General features: G+C 36.4%; 17 protein-coding genes and 1 tRNA gene. 11 read left to right on the top strand and 7 right to left on the bottom strand.

All coding sequences use genetic code 11. The features are described 5' to 3' along the window. Positions 1 to 177 precede the first annotated feature (177 nt). Positions 178 to 1,317: a serine hydrolase gene (locus IWC72_RS00355; RefSeq protein WP_194528458.1), complete on the bottom strand. Its 1,140-nt coding sequence runs from the start codon at positions 1,315 to 1,317 to the stop codon at positions 178 to 180. A 38-nt stretch (positions 1,318 to 1,355) separates the two neighbouring features. Beyond that, positions 1,356 to 1,607: a hypothetical protein gene (locus IWC72_RS00350; protein WP_194528457.1), complete on the bottom strand. Its 252-nt coding sequence runs from the start codon at positions 1,605 to 1,607 to the stop codon at positions 1,356 to 1,358. Positions 1,608 to 1,961: 354 nt separating this feature from the next. On the opposite strand from IWC72_RS00350, the gene IWC72_RS00345 reads away from it, so the two are divergent. The 7 genes from IWC72_RS00345 (at position 1,962) to IWC72_RS00315 (ending at position 12,100) form a co-directional block, all read left to right on the top strand. After that, positions 1,962 to 2,852: a peptidyl-prolyl cis-trans isomerase gene (locus tag IWC72_RS00345; RefSeq protein WP_194524284.1), complete on the top strand. Its 891-nt coding sequence runs from the start codon at positions 1,962 to 1,964 to the stop codon at positions 2,850 to 2,852. Then, a complete protein-coding gene (locus IWC72_RS00340; RefSeq protein ID WP_194528024.1) occupies positions 2,836 to 4,287 on the top strand; it encodes a peptidylprolyl isomerase in 1,452 nt (483 codons plus the stop codon). The genes IWC72_RS00345 and IWC72_RS00340 overlap by 17 nt, the downstream gene beginning before the upstream one ends. A gap of 4 nt (positions 4,288 to 4,291) precedes the next feature. Next, positions 4,292 to 5,245, top strand: a complete 954-nt coding sequence (locus IWC72_RS00335) for an AAA family ATPase (protein ID WP_194524283.1) — start codon at positions 4,292 to 4,294, stop codon at positions 5,243 to 5,245. Between the two features lie 366 nt (positions 5,246 to 5,611). Next, on the top strand, positions 5,612 to 8,386 hold the full coding sequence (locus IWC72_RS00330; RefSeq protein WP_194524282.1) for a bifunctional aconitate hydratase 2/2-methylisocitrate dehydratase: 2,775 nt from the start codon (positions 5,612 to 5,614) through the stop codon (positions 8,384 to 8,386). Positions 8,387 to 8,640: 254 nt separating this feature from the next. Next, positions 8,641 to 10,908 (top strand): aconitate hydratase, encoded by a 2,268-nt coding sequence (locus IWC72_RS00325; protein WP_194524281.1) that lies wholly within the window; start codon positions 8,641 to 8,643, stop codon positions 10,906 to 10,908. Between the two features lie 77 nt (positions 10,909 to 10,985). Continuing rightward, positions 10,986 to 11,543 carry a TlpA family protein disulfide reductase gene (locus tag IWC72_RS00320; protein WP_194528456.1) on the top strand — a complete coding sequence of 186 codons (558 nt, stop codon included), beginning with the start codon at positions 10,986 to 10,988 and terminating at the stop codon, positions 11,541 to 11,543. Then, positions 11,540 to 12,100, top strand: a complete 561-nt coding sequence (locus IWC72_RS00315) for a TlpA family protein disulfide reductase (protein WP_194528455.1) — start codon at positions 11,540 to 11,542, stop codon at positions 12,098 to 12,100. The genes IWC72_RS00320 and IWC72_RS00315 overlap by 4 nt, the downstream gene beginning before the upstream one ends. Positions 12,101 to 12,108: 8 nt before the next feature. Here IWC72_RS00315 and IWC72_RS00310 read toward each other — a convergent pair whose 3' ends face one another. The 5 genes from IWC72_RS00310 to IWC72_RS00290 all read right to left on the bottom strand — a co-directional run bounded on the left by IWC72_RS00310 (position 12,109) and on the right by IWC72_RS00290 (position 16,030). Then, a complete protein-coding gene (locus IWC72_RS00310) occupies positions 12,109 to 12,564 on the bottom strand; it encodes a sterol desaturase family protein (RefSeq protein ID WP_194524278.1) in 456 nt (151 codons plus the stop codon). 1 nt (position 12,565) lies between these two features. Continuing rightward, entirely contained in the window at positions 12,566 to 13,405 is an 840-nt protein-coding gene (locus IWC72_RS00305) for a phytoene/squalene synthase family protein (RefSeq protein WP_194528454.1), read from the bottom strand. A gap of 11 nt (positions 13,406 to 13,416) precedes the next feature. Then, positions 13,417 to 14,874, bottom strand: coding sequence for a phytoene desaturase family protein (locus IWC72_RS00300; protein WP_194528453.1), 1,458 nt, complete (start codon positions 14,872 to 14,874; stop codon positions 13,417 to 13,419). A gap of 21 nt (positions 14,875 to 14,895) precedes the next feature. Next, on the bottom strand, positions 14,896 to 15,792 hold the full coding sequence (locus tag IWC72_RS00295; RefSeq protein WP_194524275.1) for a MerR family transcriptional regulator: 897 nt from the start codon (positions 15,790 to 15,792) through the stop codon (positions 14,896 to 14,898). 154 nt (positions 15,793 to 15,946) lie between these two features. Further along, positions 15,947 to 16,030, bottom strand: a tRNA-Leu gene (locus IWC72_RS00290). Between the two features lie 378 nt (positions 16,031 to 16,408). Here IWC72_RS00290 and IWC72_RS00285 point away from each other — a divergent pair. The 4 genes from IWC72_RS00285 to IWC72_RS00270 all read left to right on the top strand — a co-directional run bounded on the left by IWC72_RS00285 (position 16,409) and on the right by IWC72_RS00270 (position 20,548). After that, the gene (locus tag IWC72_RS00285; protein WP_194524274.1) at positions 16,409 to 16,810 is read left to right on the top strand and encodes a response regulator; all 402 of its coding nucleotides are present in this window, start codon (positions 16,409 to 16,411) and stop codon (positions 16,808 to 16,810) included. Between the two features lie 76 nt (positions 16,811 to 16,886). Further along, positions 16,887 to 17,429: a heme NO-binding domain-containing protein gene (locus tag IWC72_RS00280; RefSeq protein WP_194524273.1), complete on the top strand. Its 543-nt coding sequence runs from the start codon at positions 16,887 to 16,889 to the stop codon at positions 17,427 to 17,429. Then, on the top strand, positions 17,422 to 19,413 hold the full coding sequence (locus IWC72_RS00275) for a PAS domain-containing sensor histidine kinase (protein WP_194524272.1): 1,992 nt from the start codon (positions 17,422 to 17,424) through the stop codon (positions 19,411 to 19,413). The genes IWC72_RS00280 and IWC72_RS00275 overlap by 8 nt, the downstream gene beginning before the upstream one ends. Before the next feature lies 1 nt (position 19,414). Beyond that, complete coding sequence (locus IWC72_RS00270; protein ID WP_194524271.1) at positions 19,415 to 20,548, top strand: FIST signal transduction protein; 1,134 nt, start codon at positions 19,415 to 19,417, stop codon at positions 20,546 to 20,548. The last annotated feature ends 15 nt before the right edge of the window (positions 20,549 to 20,563 follow it).

Here is a 20,563-nt window from a genome sequence, read left to right as displayed (position 1 = left end):
TTGTGGCTCACTAGTTTCTATTTGAGCAACAGAACTAACTTAGATAACGGAAAATCAAATAATTTATTGATAGAAATTCTACTTATATATGAGGTACAGGTATGAGGGAGCTAAGCTAAGAAATGAAGAGTTTTTAGTTTAATTAACATTAAACTTTTAGTATTGTCTACTGGTCTACTATTTTCGGTTTAACTCAAAATCATAGAGTTGCCTCCCCAATTCGGCTAAAAACGGAATGCCTACTTCTTCGTATTCATACGTGTCATCATTAAAAATACCGTTTTCATTGACCAATAAAGTAGCGGTAACCATAAACTCTACGTTGTTTTTTGTGTCTTTAATATAAGCACAGTCAGTTAACGTGCCATAGGCGAAGCCTACTTTGTTATAGATTTCAATAGTATCTGGGATATTACTTTTTGTGTCTCCGTACATGAAGAATTTACAGTAACCATCATAGTATTCACTTTTATCATAACCTACTTTTCTGGGAACAGTATGCATCGCATTCAATAAAATTTCGCGTTGTTCTTTGCTAAGGTGAAAACGCTCTTCAGGAGTGAAATTTTCAGGGAACATTATTCGTTTTAAAAGAGCGTCCTGAGCTTCAATAGGGTAGTAGTTCTTCATGCTGAAATCGAAGGCTTCAACCATTAGGTCTTCTTCTTCATAAAAGCCTTCTCCTTTCAGTATATTTTTAAGCTCTAATGGTTTTGGGTATGAACTTATGTGCTTTGATAACATACGCACGGTGCTATCGTTCTCATAAATTATTAGAGGTTTTGTAGTGGTATTGTCATTATCAATTCCTAGTCGCTGCCATATCCTAACGGGCGCAACACCTTTTCTTTTTAAAACCGAATTGATGGTGTCCTGGCCTAAAAATTCAATTAATCTGTTATTGGCATCATTATCACTAACCGCAAATATTTGTGAAATAACTTCGGAGAAAGTAGTTTCAATAGAATCTCCTTCAACGTAAAAGCGAGTGTTGAGGTTCAAGGAATCCATTTGGTTTAAACGGGTAAGTGCTACTACGGCAGTCGGAAATTTCACCGTGCTAGCAGGGTAAAAGTAGTTGCTTGAATCTACTTGAAAATCAAAATCGGTAAAATACACTTGGTCGTCTTTTCTGTCAATTTGGGTGTATCGTATTTGAACTTCATGTTGCTCTAAATTGTCCATCACCTTTTTTATTTTTGGAACGTCAGATGTCAGTATAGCATCTAGTGGGGCGCTTATTTTTTCTTGTTTTTGAGGTGCACAAGAAATAGAAAGTAATAGAGTTGTAATAATAAGAGCAACTTTTTTTAACATGCTTTTTATAGGGTTTGAATAAAAAGAAGTGGTAGTATTTAGTTTTCTGTGGGGTCAATATAAACCTCTCCACGGTGCGGTTTTAGTGCATCTCTAACAGATATCATTTCGGCTTCATCAACTACCATAAATGCAATGCTGTACATGTCATTAAAATCTTGGGAACCGGTTATATTATGGTTTGTCTTTTCAATTGCAATAAATTCTTTTAGGTGTATTACATGGTGTTCCGCTGTTTTTTGTGCGGTCGGGCCTCTAAAATCCCATATCAATTTTATCTTTCTACTCATAAAATACGCGTTCTTTACTCGATAATCGAGATTAAATACTCTGAGACTTGCCTCAAAATTAGGGTGTGTTCCTTTTAATACCTCGTGGGCTTGCCCCGGGATAGTTTACTTTGTGTATGTGCTAAAACAATTTCAATTTAAGTTTTTAACCATTATTCTAAGCTAAGTTTTCGATGTAATTGAAATAACTACGAGGTAAAAGTAGTATCGTTTCAATTAAAACAAGTCTTCAGTGAAAGCTATTTTTTAAAACAACGCTTAATGTGTAGGTAACGGATTACATATGGAAATAAAAAGTCTGTTAAGAGCTAGAACGTCTATTGCGCACCATATCAGATTTGTTATTTTTGCCCCATGAAATTAAAAATAATACCATTGCGCTATTTGGTTCGTTGTTCGACCGTTATGGCCATTATAGTCCTTTTTGTGGGCTGCGGTTCTTTTTTAGCAAAAGACGAACCTGGATATTTGGCACGCGTAGGGGAGAATTATTTGTATCGTGAGGATGTAGCAAAATTATTGGCTAAAGGTATTTCTAAAGAAGATAGTGCCTCTTTTGTGACAAATTATATCAACAATTGGGCATCTAAGCAATTGTTGTTGGAAAAAGCTAAAATTAATCTTCCAGAAGAGAAATTGGCAGAGTATGATGTTTTGGTAACAGATTATCGTACGGACCTATACACCAGAGCGTATAAAGAGGCATTGGTGCAGCAAGGTGGAGATACTGTAATTAGCAGTTCTCAATTAAATGGTTTTTATGAGCGGGAGAAGGAAAATTTTAAATTAAAGGAAAAGATTGTAAAACTCAGATTTGTGGAGTTGCCCACACAATTTTTGAATAAAGACGATGTAATAAGTAAATTGAAGCGTTTTAAAAAGAACGATATTGCATATCTAGATTCCATAGGGGTACAGTTCAAGAAACTCAACTTCAATGACTCTATATGGGTAAGCGCTACAAGGATTATTGAAGAAATACCCCCACTAACCTTTGAAAATGCCAGTAAACACCTAAAAAAATCACAATTTTTTGAGATGGAGGATGCAAACGGGGTATATTTGGCAAAGGTTACCGATGTGCTTGATATTAATGACGTCGCTCCACTATCTTTTATTGAACCCACGATCAAGCAGGTTTTACTAAGTAGAAGAAAACTCGATTATTTAAGAAAACTGGAAACAGAAATTATAGATGAGGCTATTAAAGAGAAAGAATTTGAAGTTTATGAGCAAGGTGAGTAAGTACATTACCATTATCGGATGCCTTTTGATTACAGGAGGTGCTTTTGCTCAGGAAACTGAAGAAGTTGTTGAAAGCCAAGAAGAAGCTGTATTGGATGCTGAAGCTAGCGTAGAAATGGACTCGGTTAAACCAGTGAACAACTTTAAAAAAATTAAATTAGATGGTATTTCTGCGGTTGTAGGTGATTATGTTATCCTAGAATCGGATATAGAGAAAACTTTAATCGATTTAAAAAGTCAAGGAGTTTCTACGGCAGATGTTACCCGTTGTGGGCTTTTGGGTAAATTAATGGAAGACCGTTTGTATGCCCACCAGGCCGTACAGGATAGTCTCTTGGTTTCAGATGATGAGATTGCGGCAACCACTGATCGTCAAATACAATCTTTTGTACAACAGACAGGTTCTATGGAGAAACTGTTGAAGTTCTACAAAAAAGAAGATGAAGCTAGTCTTCGTGAAGACATTAATAAAATTAACAAACTAAGAATGCTTTCTGAGAAAATGCAGTCTAGTATTGTTGAAAAAATAGAAATAACACCAGAAGAAGTCCGTCAGTTTTTTAATAAAATTCCAGAAGATGAACGCCCGGTTTTTGGTGCAGAAATGGAAATTGCTCAAATTGTAAAAGCCCCAAAGCCTACAGAAGAAGAAGTTCAAGATGTGTTGGATAAGCTTAACGAGATTAAAGCAGATGTAGAGGATAATGATGCAAGTTTTAGTGTAAAAGCCATTTTGTACTCACAGGATCCAGGCTCAAAATCAAAAGGTGGTTTTTATAGCATAACAAAGGATACTGGGTTTGATAAGACTTTTAAGGATGTAGCATTTAGTTTAGCGGAAGGTGAAGTTTCGGACCCTTTTGAAACGCAGTTTGGGTATCACATTATTTTTATTGAAAAAATAAGAGGTCAAGAATTAGATTTACGTCATATTCTGGTACAACCTAAGATTTCTCAAACAGCTTTGGATGAAGTGAAATCTGAGTTGGATACTATTCGTAAGCACATCATGGAAGGTAAATATTCCTTTGCGGATGCCGCACGTAATTTTTCGGATGAAAAGGAAACGAAGTTTGATGGAGGTCTTTTAAGAAACCCTACCAATTTTGATTCTCGTTTTGAGTTGACAAAAATGGATCCTACACTGTACAACCAAGTTCGTAGTCTTAAGGATGATGAAATCTCTTATCCGTTACTGGAAGAAGATCCAAGAGGTGGAGGTCCTAAATATAAAATCCTAAAGGTTACGAACCGGTATGATGAACATACTGCTGATTTTTCTAAGGATTACATTAAAATCCAACAATTGGCTAAAACTGAAAAGCAGTATAAAGCTATTAAAAAGTGGATGGACGAGCATATAGAAGATACCTATATTAGTGTGAACGAAGACAACAAAGACTGCGAATTTGCCAATAACTGGGTAAAAGAATAAGTGCATGTCGGACGTTCAGGCAATCAATCAACTTGTAGAAAAACATCAGGCGCTTAAAAAGGAAATTGCCAAGGTCATTGTAGGCCAAGACAAGGTAATAGACCAAATTCTTTTAAGTATTTATACGGGTGGTCACTCTTTGCTGATCGGTGTTCCTGGATTGGCAAAAACTTTAATGGTGAATACCATAGCCCAAACCTTAGGATTGGATTTTAAACGTATTCAATTTACTCCGGATTTAATGCCAAGTGATATTCTTGGTAGTGAGGTTCTTGATCAAAATAGAAACTTTAAATTTATAAAAGGACCTATTTTTGGAAACATCATTTTGGCCGATGAGATCAACCGCACGCCACCTAAAACTCAAGCGGCTTTGCTTGAGGCGATGCAAGAGCGTGCAGTGACCATTGCAGGACAACAGCATAAGTTAGAACTTCCTTATTTTGTTTTGGCTACTCAGAACCCTATTGAACAAGAAGGTACGTACCCACTTCCGGAAGCTCAGTTAGACCGTTTTATGTTTGCTATTGAGCTGAAATACCCTTCTATAGCCGAAGAAATAGAAGTGGTGAAAAGCACTACTTCAGATAGATCGGTAACAGTTCAGGCTTTATTCAATGCGAAGGAAATATTAGAGGTTCAACAACTGGTACGTCGTATTCCAGTTCCGGACAATGTGGTAGAGTATGCCGTAAAGTTGGTAAATTCTACACGTCCAAATTTAGATTCGGCAAGTGATTATGTTAAACAATATATAGATTGGGGAGCAGGTCCTAGGGCATCACAAAATCTTGTTTTGGCAGCTAAAGCACATGCAGCAATACAAGGTAAATTTTCTCCCGATGCCGAAGATGTCCAAGCTGTGGCAACTGGAATTTTGAGACATAGAATTATCAAAAATTACAAAGCAGAGGCCGAAGGTATTTCGGAAGAAGCTATTATTGCTAAATTACTCTAGCGAAAAATTAACATATCTGCTATAAATTCATAAGTTTTCTGGCTTTCTTCCCTTAGTTAGTGCAAGCAGAAAGCAATCTACTGATCAATTTCTAAAAAAGGTGTGAATCCTAAGGTAAAAGTTTTATTTGCGCTCCATATTTTCTTAGTTTTACGGGATTGAAACAACTCAAACGAATTCGGTAATGACATCTCATAAGGTAACGGTCAGAGGGATATTTTTCCATTTGATTATTACACGTTAAAACGGTGGGGTTAATGCTGTTTTCAACCTTTAATTTTAGTTGTGAAAATATAGTGTGAAATTGATGGTGAACAATTTAGACTATTTTTTTATAGCTGATTTAACACTCAAACCATTTTTTAAATGAGCATTTATAAGGATTACCTAAAGGAGATCGAAGAGCGTAAAGGTCAAGGTCTTCAGCCAAAGCCAATTGATGGTGCTGAATTACTTAGCAAAATTATTGAGCAAATTAAAGATGTAGAGAATGAGTACAGAGAAGAATCTCTAAACTTTTTTATCTATAATGTTTTACCTGGTACAACTAGCGCTGCCGGAGTGAAAGCTAAATTTTTAAAAGAAATTATTCTTGGCGAGTCAGTTGTAAAAGAGATTACACCGTCTTTTGCTTTTGAACAATTATCCCATATGAAGGGCGGACCTTCAATAAAGGTATTGTTAGATGTCGCGTTAGGATCAGACGAGAATTTAGCCAAACAAGCGGCCGAGGTTTTAAAAACGCAAGTTTTTCTTTATGAGGCAGATACCTCTCGTTTAGAAGTGGCCTTAAAAAGTGGTAATACAATTGCAAAAGACATCATAGAAAGCTATGCCAAGGCAGAGTTTTTTACAAAGCTTCCAGAAATAGATGAAACTATTGATATCGTAACATACGTTGCGGGTGTAGGTGATATTTCTACAGATTTATTATCGCCAGGTGGTGATGCGCACTCAAGATCTGATCGCGAGTTACATGGTCAATGTATTTTTGAGCATAATAAAGACATGCAAAAAGAAGTATTGGCTTTAAAGGAACAACATCCAGATAAGCGCGTAATGCTTATTGCAGAAAAAGGAACAATGGGGGTGGGTTCTTCAAGAATGTCTGGTGTAAATAATGTAGCATTATGGACAGGCGTACCTTTTAGTAAATATGTTCCATTTATTAATTTTGCTCCAGTAATTGCTGGTACTAATGGTATCGCTCCAATTTTTTTAACAACAGTTGGTGTAACAGGAGGTATTGGTTTAGACCTTAAAAACTGGGTTATCCAAAAAGATGCAGAAGGAAAAACAATTCGTGATGAAGATGGAGAACCGGTATTAAAGGAAATGTATTCTGTAAAGACCGGAACAGTGCTTACCATTAATACAAAAGAGAAAAAATTGTATCATGGTAAGATTGAATTAAAAGATATTTCTGCAGCATTTACTCCGCAGAAGATGGAGTTTATGAAAGCAGGTGGTTCTTATGCCGTTGTTTTTGGTAAAAAATTACAAACATTTGCTTGTAAAACTTTAGGAATTGATGTTCCTCAAGTATATGCAACTTCAAAAGAAGTTTCTATAGAAGGGCAAGGATTAACTGCGGTAGAGAAGATATTCAATAAAAATGCAGTCGGTACTTCAGGAGCTACATTGCATGCAGGTTCTTACGTTCGTGCTGAAGTAAACATTGTAGGTTCACAAGATACTACAGGTTTAATGACATCCCAAGAATTAGAGATGATGGCTGCAACGGTTATTTCTCCAATTGTGGATGGCGCATACCAATCTGGTTGTCATACAGCTTCAGTTTGGGATGATAAATCGAAAGCGAATATTCCAAGATTAATGAGCTTTATGAACGACTTTGGTTTAATTACTGGTCGTGATCCTAAAGGGAAATATTTTCCAATGACAGATGTTATTCATAAAGTATTGAACGATATTACGGTGGGTGATTGGGACATCATTATTGGTGGAGATTCGCACACACGTATGTCTAAAGGTGTTGCTTTCGGTGCAGATTCAGGTACAGTTGCATTAGCATTGGCTACAGGTGAGGCGTCCATGCCAATTCCTGAATCGGTTAAAGTAACCTTTAAAGGACAAATGAAATCTTATATGGATTTCCGTGATGTAGTACATGCCACACAACAGCAAATGTTACAACAATTTGGAGGCGAAAACGTATTCCAAGGTCGTGTAATAGAGGTTCATATTGGAACGTTGACTTCTGACGAAGCATTTACGTTTACGGATTGGACAGCAGAAATGAAAGCGAAAGCATCTATCTGTATTTCTGAAGACGATACCTTAATAGAGTCATTAGAGATTGCAAAAGGTCGTATCCAAATCATGATCGAAAAGGGTATGGACAATGCAAAGGGTGTACTTCAAGGACTTGTTGATAAGGCGGAAACTAGAATTACGGAACTTAAAACAGGTATTAAGCCATCTTTAAGACCAGATGCCGATGCTAAATATCATGCAGAAGTAGTTATTGATTTAGATGAAATTGCTGAACCAATGATTGCAGATCCAGATGTAAATAATGAAGATGTTTCTAAGCGTTATACGCATGATAATATTAGGCCATTATCGTACTATGGTGGAACTAAAAAAGTAGATTTAGGTTTCGTAGGGTCTTGTATGGTTCATAAAGGAGATATGAAAATATTAGCTCAAATGTTGAAAAATGTTGAAGCGCAAAACGGAAAGGTAGAATTCAAAGCTCCTTTAGTAGTTGCTCCTCCAACATATAATATTGTTGATGAGTTGAAGGCAGAGGGTGACTGGGATGTACTTGTAAAATACTCAGGCTTCGAATTTGACGATAGCGCACCAAAAGGTTTGGCACGTACCAAGTACGAAAACATGCTATACCTAGAGCGCCCAGGTTGTAACCTTTGTATGGGTAACCAAGAAAAGGCAGAACCAGGAGATACGGTAATGGCAACATCTACACGTTTATTCCAGGGTCGTGTAGTAAAAGATACTGGCGAGAAAAAAGGTGAATCTTTATTATCATCCACACCCGTTGTTGTATTATCTACAATCTTAGGAAGAACTCCTACAATGGCCGAATATGAAGCAGCTGTTGATGGTATTGTTTTAACGAAGTTTAAACCTTCTACCAAGCAATTGGTGCGGTAACAATACTTTTAATTATAATTTATTTAAAGCCTGAGTATTCGTACTTGGGCTTTTAATTTTATTCGATAATCCAGATTAAACGCTCCGAGGTTTGCCTCGTAATCACGGTGTATTTCTTTTAATGTCTCGTGGGCTTGCCTCGAGGTATTTTACTTTTTATAATCATTCTTAATTTCATATGTGCTCTTAAAATCAGCCTACATTTCGTATCTTGTACAAGTAAGATAGATTAACAATTATTATAAATAGTTTTTATGGCTTTTGACATAGATATGATTAAAAAAGTCTATGCTTCCATGGCGGAACGTGTAGACAAAGCAAGAGAGATTGTAGGTAAGCCACTTACACTTTCAGAAAAGATTTTATACTCTCATTTATGGGATGGTAGTCCAACAGAAGCGTTCACCAGAGGAAAAGATTATGTTGATTTTGCTCCGGATCGTATCGCTTGTCAAGATGCTACGGCACAAATGGCTCTTTTACAGTTTATGCAAGCTGGGAAGCCAAATGTGGCGGTGCCAACTACGGTACACTGTGACCACCTTATTCAGGCAAAAAGTGGTGCGGCTTTAGATTTAAAATCGGCTAATAGCACTAGTGCAGAAGTTTTTAATTTCTTAGAGTCTGTATCTAATAAATATGGAATCGGATTTTGGAAGCCAGGTGCTGGTATTATTCACCAAGTAGTACTTGAAAATTATGCTTTCCCTGGCGGAATGATGATCGGTACGGATTCCCATACCGTTAATGCAGGTGGTTTAGGTATGGTAGCTATTGGTGTTGGTGGAGCAGATGCTGTTGATGTTATGGCAGGAATGGCTTGGGAGTTAAAATTTCCTAAATTAATAGGTGTTAAGTTAACTGGGAATATTTCTGGTTGGACCTCTGCAAAAGATGTTATTCTTAAGGTTGCTGGTATTCTTACCGTTAAAGGTGGTACAGGAGCAATTGTTGAATACTTTGGAGAAGGAGCTAAGAACCTTTCTTGTACCGGTAAAGGTACTATTTGTAATATGGGTGCTGAAATAGGGGCAACCACTTCAACTTTTGGTTATGATGATTCTATGGAGCGCTACTTAAGGGCTACAGATAGAAATGATGTGGCAGATGAAGCTAATAAGGTACGAGAGTACTTAACTGCAGATGACGAAGTATACGCTAACCCAGAGCAATATTTTGATGAACTTATAGAAATCAATCTAGACGAGTTAAAGCCTCATTTAAATGGTCCTTTTACTCCAGATTTAGCTACGCCAGTAGGTCAATTAGGAGAGAAAGCTAAAGCTAATGGCTGGCCTTTAAAGGTAGATTGGGGATTAATAGGTTCGTGTACAAACTCTTCGTACGAAGATTTAACGAGAGCAGCATCTATAGCTAAACAAGCTGTAGATAAAAAGATTAAATCAAAATCTGATTTTGGTATTAACCCGGGATCAGAGCAGATTCGTTATACAGCAGAGAGAGATGGTATCCTTGAGGTTTTTGAAAATCTAGGAGCTACGGTCTTTACTAATGCTTGTGGACCATGTATTGGTCAGTGGGACAGAAGTGATTTAAAGGGTGAAGAGAAGAACACCATAGTTCATTCGTTCAATAGAAATTTTTCCAAAAGAGCAGATGGTAACCCAAATACGCATGCCTTTGTTGGTTCTCCTGAAATGGTGGCTGCAATAGCAATATCTGGTCGTTTGGATTTTGACCCTATGAATGATACGTTGCTTAATGAAGATGGAGAGGAAGTTAAATTAGATATGCCGTTAGGTATAGAATTACCTCCGCAAGGATTTGCTGTTGAAGATGCTGGTTACTTAGCTCCAGATGCAGATGGTTCCGGTGTAGAGGTTAAAGTTTCCCCTGATTCTGAAAGGTTACAATTATTGGAGCCATTTACGCCTATAAAAGACGAAAGTTTAATAGGTGCTAAATTATTGATCAAGGCTTTCGGTAAATGTACAACAGACCACATTTCCATGGCCGGTCCTTGGTTACGTTTCCGTGGTCATTTGGATAACATTTCTAATAACTGTTTAATTGGTGCTGTTAATGCATTTGGTAAGAAGACCAACTTTGTAAAGAACCAATTAACAGGTGAGTTTGCAGGTGTCCCTGATACGGCACGTGCATACAAAGCAGCAGGTGTAAGATCTGTAGTTGTGGGTGACCATAACTATGGAGAAGGTTCCTCTCGTGAACATGCGGCCATGGAGCCAAGACATTTAGGAGTTGCAGCGGTAATAGTAAAATCTTTTGCTCGTATTCATGAAACAAACCTTAAAAAACAAGGTATGTTAGGATTAACTTTTGCCAATGAGGAAGATTATGATCTAGTGCAAGAAGATGATACATTCAACTTTGTTGATATTTCTGAGTTCGCTCCAGATAAGCAACTAACGTTAGAGTTGGTACATGCAGATGGAAGCAAAAATGTAATTAAGTTGAACCATACATATAACCAACCTCAAATAGATTGGTATAGAGAAGGTTCTGCATTGAACGTCATTAAAAAGGAAAATGCAGCTTAGTCAATATTGAAATAGTATATAAAAGCTCCCGTTAATTAGCGGGAGTTTTTTAGTTTTAGCCCTAGCTAATACTTTTTATGAAAAGAAAAACATTCTTTACGCTCATTATCATGGCCTTTGTGCTTTCCTTTTTTGTAACTCCGGTAGGGTATTGGGGCAAGGTGTGGCTTATGCGTTTATTTGCTTCACCTCCAGAGGTTATTAATGTAGAGGAAAGAAATGTAGTTGAAGGATACGATTGGAAGCTAAAGGATGCCAATTGGGACTATTTCAACTTTAATAAATCCGAAGGAAAAGTACTGTTCATTCACTTTTGGGCTTCATGGAATACCCCCAGTGCCGCAGAGCTAAAGGGTATTCAAGAGCTTTATAACACTTATTCGGACAGAGTCGATTTTTATATTATTACGAACGAGGAACGAGAGCCTGTAGAAGAGTTTATGGCAAAAAATAAATATATTTTTCCCGTAACCTATAGAATTGTAGGTGCCGATGCACCCTTTAAGATACCCGAGATTCAAGGTACTTATATAATAGATAAAAATGGAGCTATTGTGGTGAATTCTAAAGAGACCCATGATTGGGATAGTAGCACGGTTACCCAACTTTTAGATTCGCTAGTTGCTAAACCTTGAAGGCTAAAATTAAATATCTGGGTTTTGGAATAGTATTGATATTGACCTCTGTTATCTTGCTTACTCCTGTTGGACCTAAATTAAGAAATTATGCTGGCCGGATTCTTTCCTATGGGGCGGTAAAGTTAAAAGCAGATAAGGCCGTACCTGAGGATGCATATGATTGGGAAGTAACCGATTTAGATGGTGAAGTACATTCTTTTCAAGATAAAAAGGGAGAAGTGGTCTTTTTAAATTTATGGGCAACCTGGTGTAAACCTTGTTTGGAAGAAATTCCGGATCTTCAGATGCTGTTTAATGATTACGGTAATAAAGTAAATTTCATGTTGGTAAGCCAAGAAGAGTTTGGTCGGGTCATTAATTTTGTTCAGAAGAGAGGCTATAACCTTCCTTTTTATTATAGCAAAAATCAAGTTCCTGAAATATTTAGATCGTCTACAATACCTACTACTTATATTTTGAACAAAGACGGTAAAATTGTTATGGCTGAAAATGGAGCTGTGGATTGGAACGGTGATGAAATCAGGGAGCTTTTAGATAAACTCATTACGGAATAGGATGGAGGTCATGATTTGTTCTTGAAATACTTAAAAGGAACAATCAACATACCAAAGCACTCACCATCTCCTTTTTCTAAATGTTTATGGTGCATTTTATGTCCTCTACGAACGCCTTTTGCATACCAATGGTCTATATTGCGGAAAAGCTTAAATCTTTGATGAATGAAGATGTCATGAACCAAAAAATAGGCAATACCATAAGCTAGAATTCCAAATCCCAAAGGCCAACCGTACCAAAAGGATGTTTGTGCGCCTAGGTAAAAAAGTATCATACTTACAATGGCATAGAATATAAAAAAAGCATCGTTTCTTTCAAACCAAGAACCGTGGTCCTTTTTGTGATGGTCCTTATGTAAACTCCATAGAAAACCATGCATAACATATTTATGGGTAAACCAAGCCATAAATTCCATGAAGGAAAATGTGCCAAAAAATAGGGCTATCCAAATAACTGTTTTCATTCTAAACCAAATTCAATTTATAGTTTACATATGATTTTGCCAAAACACCAAATTTTTCATAGTTGGGAACGCGAATTCGAACTTTTCTAATTTCTAGAGAAGGAGTGCGCTGTAACTTTTTTAACAGTTGGTAATAGTACTTATATGCGGTATATACGCCAAATTTAGCTTCGTTAGGTAATTGCAATATACCGGAATACGCAAGTTGAAAATCGGCTTTAATTTCATTAACAATCCGGGTTTTTGAAGCTTCGTCGAGCATTGCTAAATCTGTATTTGGGAAATAGCTTCGGTTTAAATCTTCAAAATCACTTTTAAGATCGCGTAGGAAGTTCACTTTTTGAAAAGCAGAACCCAAAGCCATTGCAGTCTTTTTTAGGTGATTGTACTTCTCTATATCACCCTTTACAAAGACTTTTAAACACATCAGGCCCACTACGTCTGCAGAGCCATAAATGTACTCTTTATATTCTTCGTCAGTTTTGTAAATGGTCTTATGGAGGTCCATTCTCATACTCTTCATAAAAGCGGCAACCAGTTCATAGGGTATTTCATATGAATGATAGGTATGTTGAAACGAATTTAGAATAGGGTTTAGGCTAATGCGTTGTTCCAAAGCATCTTTAAGACTCGCTTCAAACTGATTAAAGAGCTTCTCTTTGTTATACTGATCGAAGGTGTCTACAATTTCATCTGCGAAACGGACAAAACCGTAGATGTTATAGATATCGGCTCTTATTGAAGGAGATAACATTTTTGTGGCCAGTGTAAAAGAGGTGCTATAAGATTCTGTAACTATCTTGCTACATTGGTAGGAAACTTTATCAAAGAGGGCTTTCATAGTGTTGGCTTTTAGACGTTCTTGTTAATTAATTGAGAGACGAGTTTGCCTGAAATTAAAGCCGGGGGAACCCCAGGACCTGGTACGGTCAGCTGGCCGGTAAAATATAGGTTATTTACTTTTTTACTTTTTAAATTGGGTCTTAGAAAGGCGGTTTGACTTAATGTATTGGCCATGCCATACGCATTTCCTTTATACGAGTTGTATTGCTCTACAAAATCGTTCACACAGAAAGACTCTTTAAAAAGTATATTTTGTTTCACACTTTGTTGTGTACGTCTTTCAAACCGGTCTATGATGATATCAAAATACTGTTTTCTTAGTTCTGGTGTATCTGTTAAATTTGGAGCAATAGGAATTAGAAAAAAACCGGTTTCAAAGTTTTCTGGTGCCATACTTGAATCTGTCACTGATGGAAAATTAGCGTAGAACAAAGGATCTTCTGGCCAACTGGGTTGGTCATAAATCTCTTTTGCATGACGTTCAAAATCAGTGTCAAAGAAGAGATTGTGATGTTCTATATTTTTCAATTTTGTGTCAAAAGCTACGTAAAATAATAATGAAGAAGGGGCAAAGGTCTTCTTGTCCCAATAGGTCTCAGAATATTGACGGTATTGTGGTTCTAGCAGTGATTCCGAATGGTAATAGTCCGCTCCGCTTAAAACAATATCGGCAGGAATGTTTTCCCCATTTATAGTAACTCCGATGGCACAATTGTTTTTCACCTTTATTTTATGAGCAGGAGATTCAGTATGTATGGTAACACCTAACTCTTTGGCTAGATTTTGCATAGCCTTTACAACTTCATACATACCACCTTGCGGGTGCCAAGTACCCAGGCCAAAGTCGGCATAATTCATAAAATTATAGAATGAAGGTGTTTTATTAGGTTTTGCTCCTAAAAAAAGAACTGGGAATTCTAGAGTAGATATTAACTTTTTGTTTTTAAATTTTTTACGGACTTCGCCACTAATGGTCTTAAAAAATTGATCCACACGCAATGCCGTTTCAGGAGTAACAAGTTCTAAAGGAGAAAGCCCTGGGCGAAGTACCACCTTGTTAATAGCAATATCATAGTTTTTTTGAGCTTTTTCAATGAAGTTTCTGAGGTGCGAGGCGCTTCCAGGTTCAATACGTTCAAATTCCTTACATATATCATCCATACAATCCCCAATGGTGATGTTGTCATCTGCAAAGAAAATTTTGTAGGCAGGACTTAATTTATTTAGCTGATAATAATCTGCTGTCTTCTTTCCAAAATCATTAAAGAATGCATCAAAAATATCGGGCATCCAATACCAACTAGGTCCCATGTCAAATGTAAATCCATCCTTAATAAGCTGTCTAGCTCTGCCACCTATAGTTTTATTTTTCTCATAGATTGCTACTTCATGACCTGCTTTTGCTAAGTAGCATGATGCAGACAATGATGAGAATCCTGAACCTATTATGGCAATTTTTTTTTGCATTATTATTTTTGAAAAAAGTGTTTAAAGTCGGTTAATAATTTTGTTTATAGATGTAAATATTTCGACTGAACCTGGTAAACTACTAGTATCTATATGTTGGGTTTGGTGTCCTAACAACCAGAGTTTTGTGCTTGGGTATTTAGAAGAAATCGAATTGAATTGGCTAATGTATTCGTTAATTTTATCCTTTGCAGGAGACACGGTAAAATAGGATAGAAAAGTGGTGTTTTCAAAAGTCTTCATGACTTCTTCTAAATTCTCTAATGGAACAGTTTGCCCTAAATAAATTGACTTATACCCACGGGACACAATTTCGTAATTTAAATATAGAAGACCTATTTCGTGTATTTCGCTTTCCGGTAAATAGGCTACAAATGTGGTATTACTGTTGAATACACCTTTTTCCTGTAGCTCCTGAGTGTTTATTAAGATTTTTTGTTTTATGAGGTTGGACATAAAATGTTCATGTGCAGGGCAAATGGTATCTGTTTGCCATAATAGTCCTAACTCATTTAAAAGAGGTATAAAGACTTCTCTAAAAATTTCTGAAAAAGATTTCTCAAGAAGAAGAGTTTGGTAAGTTTTGGAAAAAAGCTGTTGATCAAAATTGATCATAGCTAGTTTAAAAGTGTTTAAGACCTGACTCTTATTACTTTTTGAAGTTAGCTCGGTTACAAGCTCAGGAATTTTAGTCTCTTTTAAATTAGCAATTTTAGATATTTTATGTCCATTACTATAGAGAAGCGTAATGTTTAGAAGTTTTTGTAGGCTTTCCAGACTGTACCTTCTAATGTTGGTATCTGTCCGTTCTGGAGAAAGTAGGTTATATCTTTTTTCCCATATTCTAATGGTGTGTGCTTTAATACCCGAAAGATTTTCTAGGTCCCGTATGGAAAAGGTTTTTTTTAAAGTGTTCATTATTTATGTAAAAATGTTAAACAAAATTACTAATTTTTCTTCTTGGTAAGCGTTAAAAGTGTGCTCTTTCACTGAAAAAATTGATTAGATAAAGAGAAGATAAGAAATCTAGTCATAAAAAAAACCATCAATGGGATTCATTGATGGTTTAATGTGCGCACGAGAAGACTCGAACTTCCACGGCCTAGTGGCCACCAGCCCCTCAAGCTGGCGCGTCTACCAATTCCGCCACGTGCGCATGAGGGTTTTATTATATTTTTAATAAGATATGCATATCTCCAAATTAATATGAACCTTATCCAAACAGGCTGCAAATATCTGCAAAATTTATAATGTTTTCAAACAAGTTTTGTAATTACACCATGAAGCCCAGTTAACTTGTTGATGGGTAGTTGATTATTCTGCTAAACTACTATGATGTCTTTAGGGTAACAGCAGTATAAATATGATTAGTGAATTGGATTTAGCCGTAAATTGTTCACTATATGAGCGTTTTGGAAAATCGTTTATCCAATATAATTTTCCATTCGTCTACAGTTATCTACCATTCGCCTACAGCTCGTTAAAATTGTATTATTTAATTTGGAGATTTGTATTCAACTTAAAATAAAGGGTTATGGATATTTTATTAATAGAAGACGATGCAATTGAGGTAATGAAATTACAGCGTACTGTAAAGAAATTAGAACTAAAGCATAATATTATTGAGACCAAAAATGGAGAAGATGCTTTAGAAATCTTAAAATCAGGTAACAGGTTGCCAGATATTATTTTACTAGACCTTAATATGCCCCGAATGAACGGTATTGAATTTTTGAGCATTCTTAGAGCTGATGATGTCTTAAAATATCTTCCTACAGTTATTCTTACAACATCTGAGAATAGAGCAGATTTATTAGAATGTTATAAAATTGGAGTAGCAGGTTACGTAATCAAGCCCTTAAAATATGAAGAATATGAGTCTAAACTACATAAGGTTCTTCAGTACTGGGACATCAACCAATTGGTGAAAGGCTAACAAAATATCGTATTTCACAACAAAAATTATTTGATACATACTACTTTTCCTACTTTTAATTAATAAATTTAAGAGCATGAAAGGAATTGTATTCACAGAATTTTTGGAAATGGTAGAGGACAAGTTTGGTCTTGAGACTCTAGATAACATCATAGAAAATGGAAATTTGCCGTCTGAGGGCATTTATACGTCCGTTGGGACGTATGATTTTAATGAGATGGTTACACTTATAACCAACTTAAGTGAAGAAACTAAAATTCCGGTTGGCGATCTCATATATGCTTTTGGGCTTTACCTATTTGCAGGTTTGGCAAACTCTCATCCTGAAGTCATAAAAAATTATAATACTCCACTTGGGTTATTGTACTGTATAGAAGATCATATACATGTGCATGTTAAAAAGCTGTACCCAGATGCAGAGTTACCAAGTTTTAAGGTTTTAGATAAGACCGATACCACAATAACCATGGTTTACTCTTCATCAAGAGGACTGTATCGTCTAGCCCATGGTCTTATAGAAAAAGCTTTTGAACATTTTGGAGGCACCGCTACAATCACGTACGACGTGTTAAAAGAGGATGGTACCGAGGTGAAATTTGATATTGTTCAAAATGGATAGTAGCAAAGAGGTACAACTTCTCAAAAAGGCACTAGAGAGGCAGAAAAAAGCAAGACAACAAGCCGAGAGAATCCTAGAACAAAAATCTACAGAATTATATGAAACAGCGGCCCGTCTTAAAGAGGCCAATGGTAAACTCGAAAATCTCTTGACTGAAAAGGTCTCTGAGCTAGATGGTGTATTTGTAAATATCATTGACCCTTACGTGGTAATGGACCTTACGGCCAATGTTATTAAAATGAATGGTTCCGCAAAGGAATTTTTAGGGTATGACTACACTAAAGAGAGAGTAAATCTAACAGATCTTGTGCACCAAGACTATCTTCAATATACTGCTGAGTCTTTCAAATACCTTTTAAAAGTAGGAACATTAAAAAACTACCGGGCTAAAATAAATGTAAAGAACGGAGATGAAAAATGGATTGAGATCAACAGCAGTTTAATCTACAATACAAAACAAGAGCCCATTGGTGCTCAGGGTATTATTAGAGATATTACCCAAGAAATGGAAATTAAAGAACTACTTGGCCAACAGAGAAAACAGCTAGATATTATTGTAGAAAGTTCACCATTGGGTATAATTTTAAGTGATGGTGGTCAAATTATAAAATCTAACAGTACGTTTACGGAACTTCTTGGGTATACGGAAGCAGAGTTTAAAACAATGAATCTAAGTGAGTTTTCTAAGGACATAGAAGGTACACCTACGAGTGAAATTATGAAGCAACTGTCCGAAGGTGAAATTGACGGAGCAATTGCAATAAAAAGATACTACAAAAAGGAAGGGGGCTGCTTAGTAGGAAAGACTTCTGTAAGCGCAGTTAGAGACTACAAAGGTTCTTTAAAGTACGTCTTGGCAATGGTTGAAGATATTACTAGGGAGCGGGAAGCCGAAGAGCGATTGAACTATGAGCGCGAAAAATATGCTAGTATAATAGCTAACATGAACCTTGGCCTAATAGAAGTAGATACTAATGACGTTATACAGCTTGTGAACCAAAGTTTTTGTGCTATGAGCGGATATACGGAAGAAGAACTCTTAGGAAAAGTAGGAAGTGAAGTGCTTCGTGTTCAGAACAAGAATATTCTAGAAAAAGAAAATGAGAAACGCATAGAAGGCGAGTCAAATTCATATGAATTAGAGGTTTTTGATAAAGCCGGAAATAAGAAACATTGGTTGGTAAGTGGCGCACCACGTTATGATAACGAGAAGAACTTAATTGGATCAGTTGGTATTCATTTGGATGTTACCGAGCAAAAGATTCTTGAAAATCAGAAAGAACAACTCCTAAAAGAACTAGAACAAAGTAATAAAGGACTTCAGGAATATGCACATATTGTATCCCATGATTTAAAGTCGCCATTACGTAGTATAAGTGCATTGGCTACATGGATTCAAGATGATTATAAAGACGTACTTGATGAAGCGGGGCAACAGAACTTAACATTAATGCAGGAGAAAGTAGCGTCAATGGATAAGTTAATTCAAGGTATTTTGGAATACTCAACAGCCAATGATTCGGCTTTGGATAATTCTAGTGTAGATTTGAACGTAGTAGTGGAAAAAATCAAAGAAAGTATATTTATTCCTGATCATGTAGCCCTAGTAGTTCCAAAAGTTCTACCTACAATTATAGCAGATAGTACAAAAATGCATCAGTTGTTTCAAAACATACTTTCTAATGCCGTTGTACATATTGAAAAAGAAAAAGGTCTTGTAGAAGTGTTATTTGTAGAAAACGTAACCCATTGGCAGTTTTCTATTAAGGACAATGGTGTGGGTATTCCCAAGGAGTATCACAAGAAAATATTCGAAATTTTTCAATCTATAGGAGCTAATGAAAGGTCTACAGGTATAGGACTTTCTATCGTTAAAAAAATTATTGATCGCTATGAAGGCGAAGTATGGGTGGAGAGTGAAAAAGATATGGGTACTGAATTTCACTTTACCATTAAGAAAGAACCAACCAACCTGAATAGTTGAAATGAAAGTAACACAAGCAGTAAAAGAAGCAAAGCAGCCGTTTAAGATTTTATCAGGTGAAAATCATACGTTAAAAGAACCATTAGTTCTGGTCTTCGGAAATAGATTTGCATTAGAAGACGGCAACCTTTTTAGTGAAGTAAAAGAGCTCTTTCCGGGAGGTCATATTGTTTTTGGTAGTACTGCGGGTGAAATTATTGAAGATTCTGTACGTCAAGGTTCAGTATCCTTAACGGCTATTGAGTTTGAGAAATGTAGTTTTGTTATAAAGAACCGTAATGTATCTGATATAGATGATGACCATTTGCTAGGCGAAGCTATTCTTAAGGAGTTTCCAAAAGAAGGGCTAAAACATATTTTTTTAATATCTGAGGGTAGTTCCGTAAATGGCAGCGCCTTGATCGGAGGTTTTGAAGATGCTAGAATAAACCATATAGGTCTTTCTGGTGGTTTGTGTGGTGATGATGACCGTTTTGAAAGAACGCTTGCCTCATACAATGAGAGTGCTAAAGAAGGAGAGATAATTGCTATTGGTTTCTATGGTGAGTCTTTAGAAATTACGAGCGCCAATTATGGCGGATGGACCCCTTTTGGTCCTGAACGTATTATTACAAAATCAAAGGACAACGTACTTTATGAGTTAGATGACCATCCCGCCTTGGATTTATATAAAAAGTATCTAGGAGATAAAGCCAAAGAATTACCAACTTCTGCGTTACTTTTTCCTTTAAGTGTACGCATTAATGAAAAAGAGGAACCTTTAGTTCGTACCATTCTTACCATAGATGAAGCGGCTAATACAATGACTTTGGCCGGAGATGTTCCTGAAGGAGCACGGGTTCAATTAATGATGGCCACTGTAGATGACATTGTAGATGCGGCAAGTGTTGCGGCACAATATGCCATGGACAATAGAAAGAATGAACCAGAATTAGCTATTTTAATTAGCTGCGTGGGTAGAAAGCTGGTCATGGATCAAAGAACGGAAGAAGAAGTAGAAGAAGTAATATCTGTTATAGGTAGTAGAGCTGCAGTAACAGGGTTTTATTCTTATGGAGAAATGGCGCCCTTTACAGGTCAAGAGGCATGTAAGTTGCACAACCAAACTATGACCTTAACTTTATTTAGCGAATAATGCACTCTCTATTAA

It is taken from the genome of Zobellia roscoffensis, assembly GCF_015330165.1.
Taxonomy (GTDB): domain Bacteria; phylum Bacteroidota; class Bacteroidia; order Flavobacteriales; family Flavobacteriaceae; genus Zobellia; species Zobellia roscoffensis.
This window is presented reverse-complemented; position numbering and strand designations above follow the sequence as displayed.

Coding starts and splice junctions, on each gene's coding strand:
- IWC72_RS00355 (WP_194528458.1), bottom strand. CDS start 1,317: ATGTTAAAAAAAGTTGCTCTTATTATTACAACTCTATTACTTTCTATT.
- IWC72_RS00350 (WP_194528457.1), bottom strand. CDS start 1,607: ATGAGTAGAAAGATAAAATTGATATGGGATTTTAGAGGCCCGACCGCA.
- IWC72_RS00345 (WP_194524284.1), top strand. CDS start 1,962: ATGAAATTAAAAATAATACCATTGCGCTATTTGGTTCGTTGTTCGACC.
- IWC72_RS00340 (WP_194528024.1), top strand. CDS start 2,836: ATGAGCAAGGTGAGTAAGTACATTACCATTATCGGATGCCTTTTGATT.
- IWC72_RS00335 (WP_194524283.1), top strand. CDS start 4,292: ATGTCGGACGTTCAGGCAATCAATCAACTTGTAGAAAAACATCAGGCG.
- IWC72_RS00330 (WP_194524282.1), top strand. CDS start 5,612: ATGAGCATTTATAAGGATTACCTAAAGGAGATCGAAGAGCGTAAAGGT.
- IWC72_RS00325 (WP_194524281.1), top strand. CDS start 8,641: ATGGCTTTTGACATAGATATGATTAAAAAAGTCTATGCTTCCATGGCG.
- IWC72_RS00320 (WP_194528456.1), top strand. CDS start 10,986: ATGAAAAGAAAAACATTCTTTACGCTCATTATCATGGCCTTTGTGCTT.
- IWC72_RS00310 (WP_194524278.1), bottom strand. CDS start 12,564: ATGAAAACAGTTATTTGGATAGCCCTATTTTTTGGCACATTTTCCTTC.
- IWC72_RS00305 (WP_194528454.1), bottom strand. CDS start 13,405: ATGAAAGCCCTCTTTGATAAAGTTTCCTACCAATGTAGCAAGATAGTT.
- IWC72_RS00300 (WP_194528453.1), bottom strand. CDS start 14,874: ATGCAAAAAAAAATTGCCATAATAGGTTCAGGATTCTCATCATTGTCT.
- IWC72_RS00295 (WP_194524275.1), bottom strand. CDS start 15,792: ATGAACACTTTAAAAAAAACCTTTTCCATACGGGACCTAGAAAATCTT.
- IWC72_RS00285 (WP_194524274.1), top strand. CDS start 16,409: ATGGATATTTTATTAATAGAAGACGATGCAATTGAGGTAATGAAATTA.
- IWC72_RS00280 (WP_194524273.1), top strand. CDS start 16,887: ATGAAAGGAATTGTATTCACAGAATTTTTGGAAATGGTAGAGGACAAG.
- IWC72_RS00275 (WP_194524272.1), top strand. CDS start 17,422: ATGGATAGTAGCAAAGAGGTACAACTTCTCAAAAAGGCACTAGAGAGG.
- IWC72_RS00270 (WP_194524271.1), top strand. CDS start 19,415: ATGAAAGTAACACAAGCAGTAAAAGAAGCAAAGCAGCCGTTTAAGATT.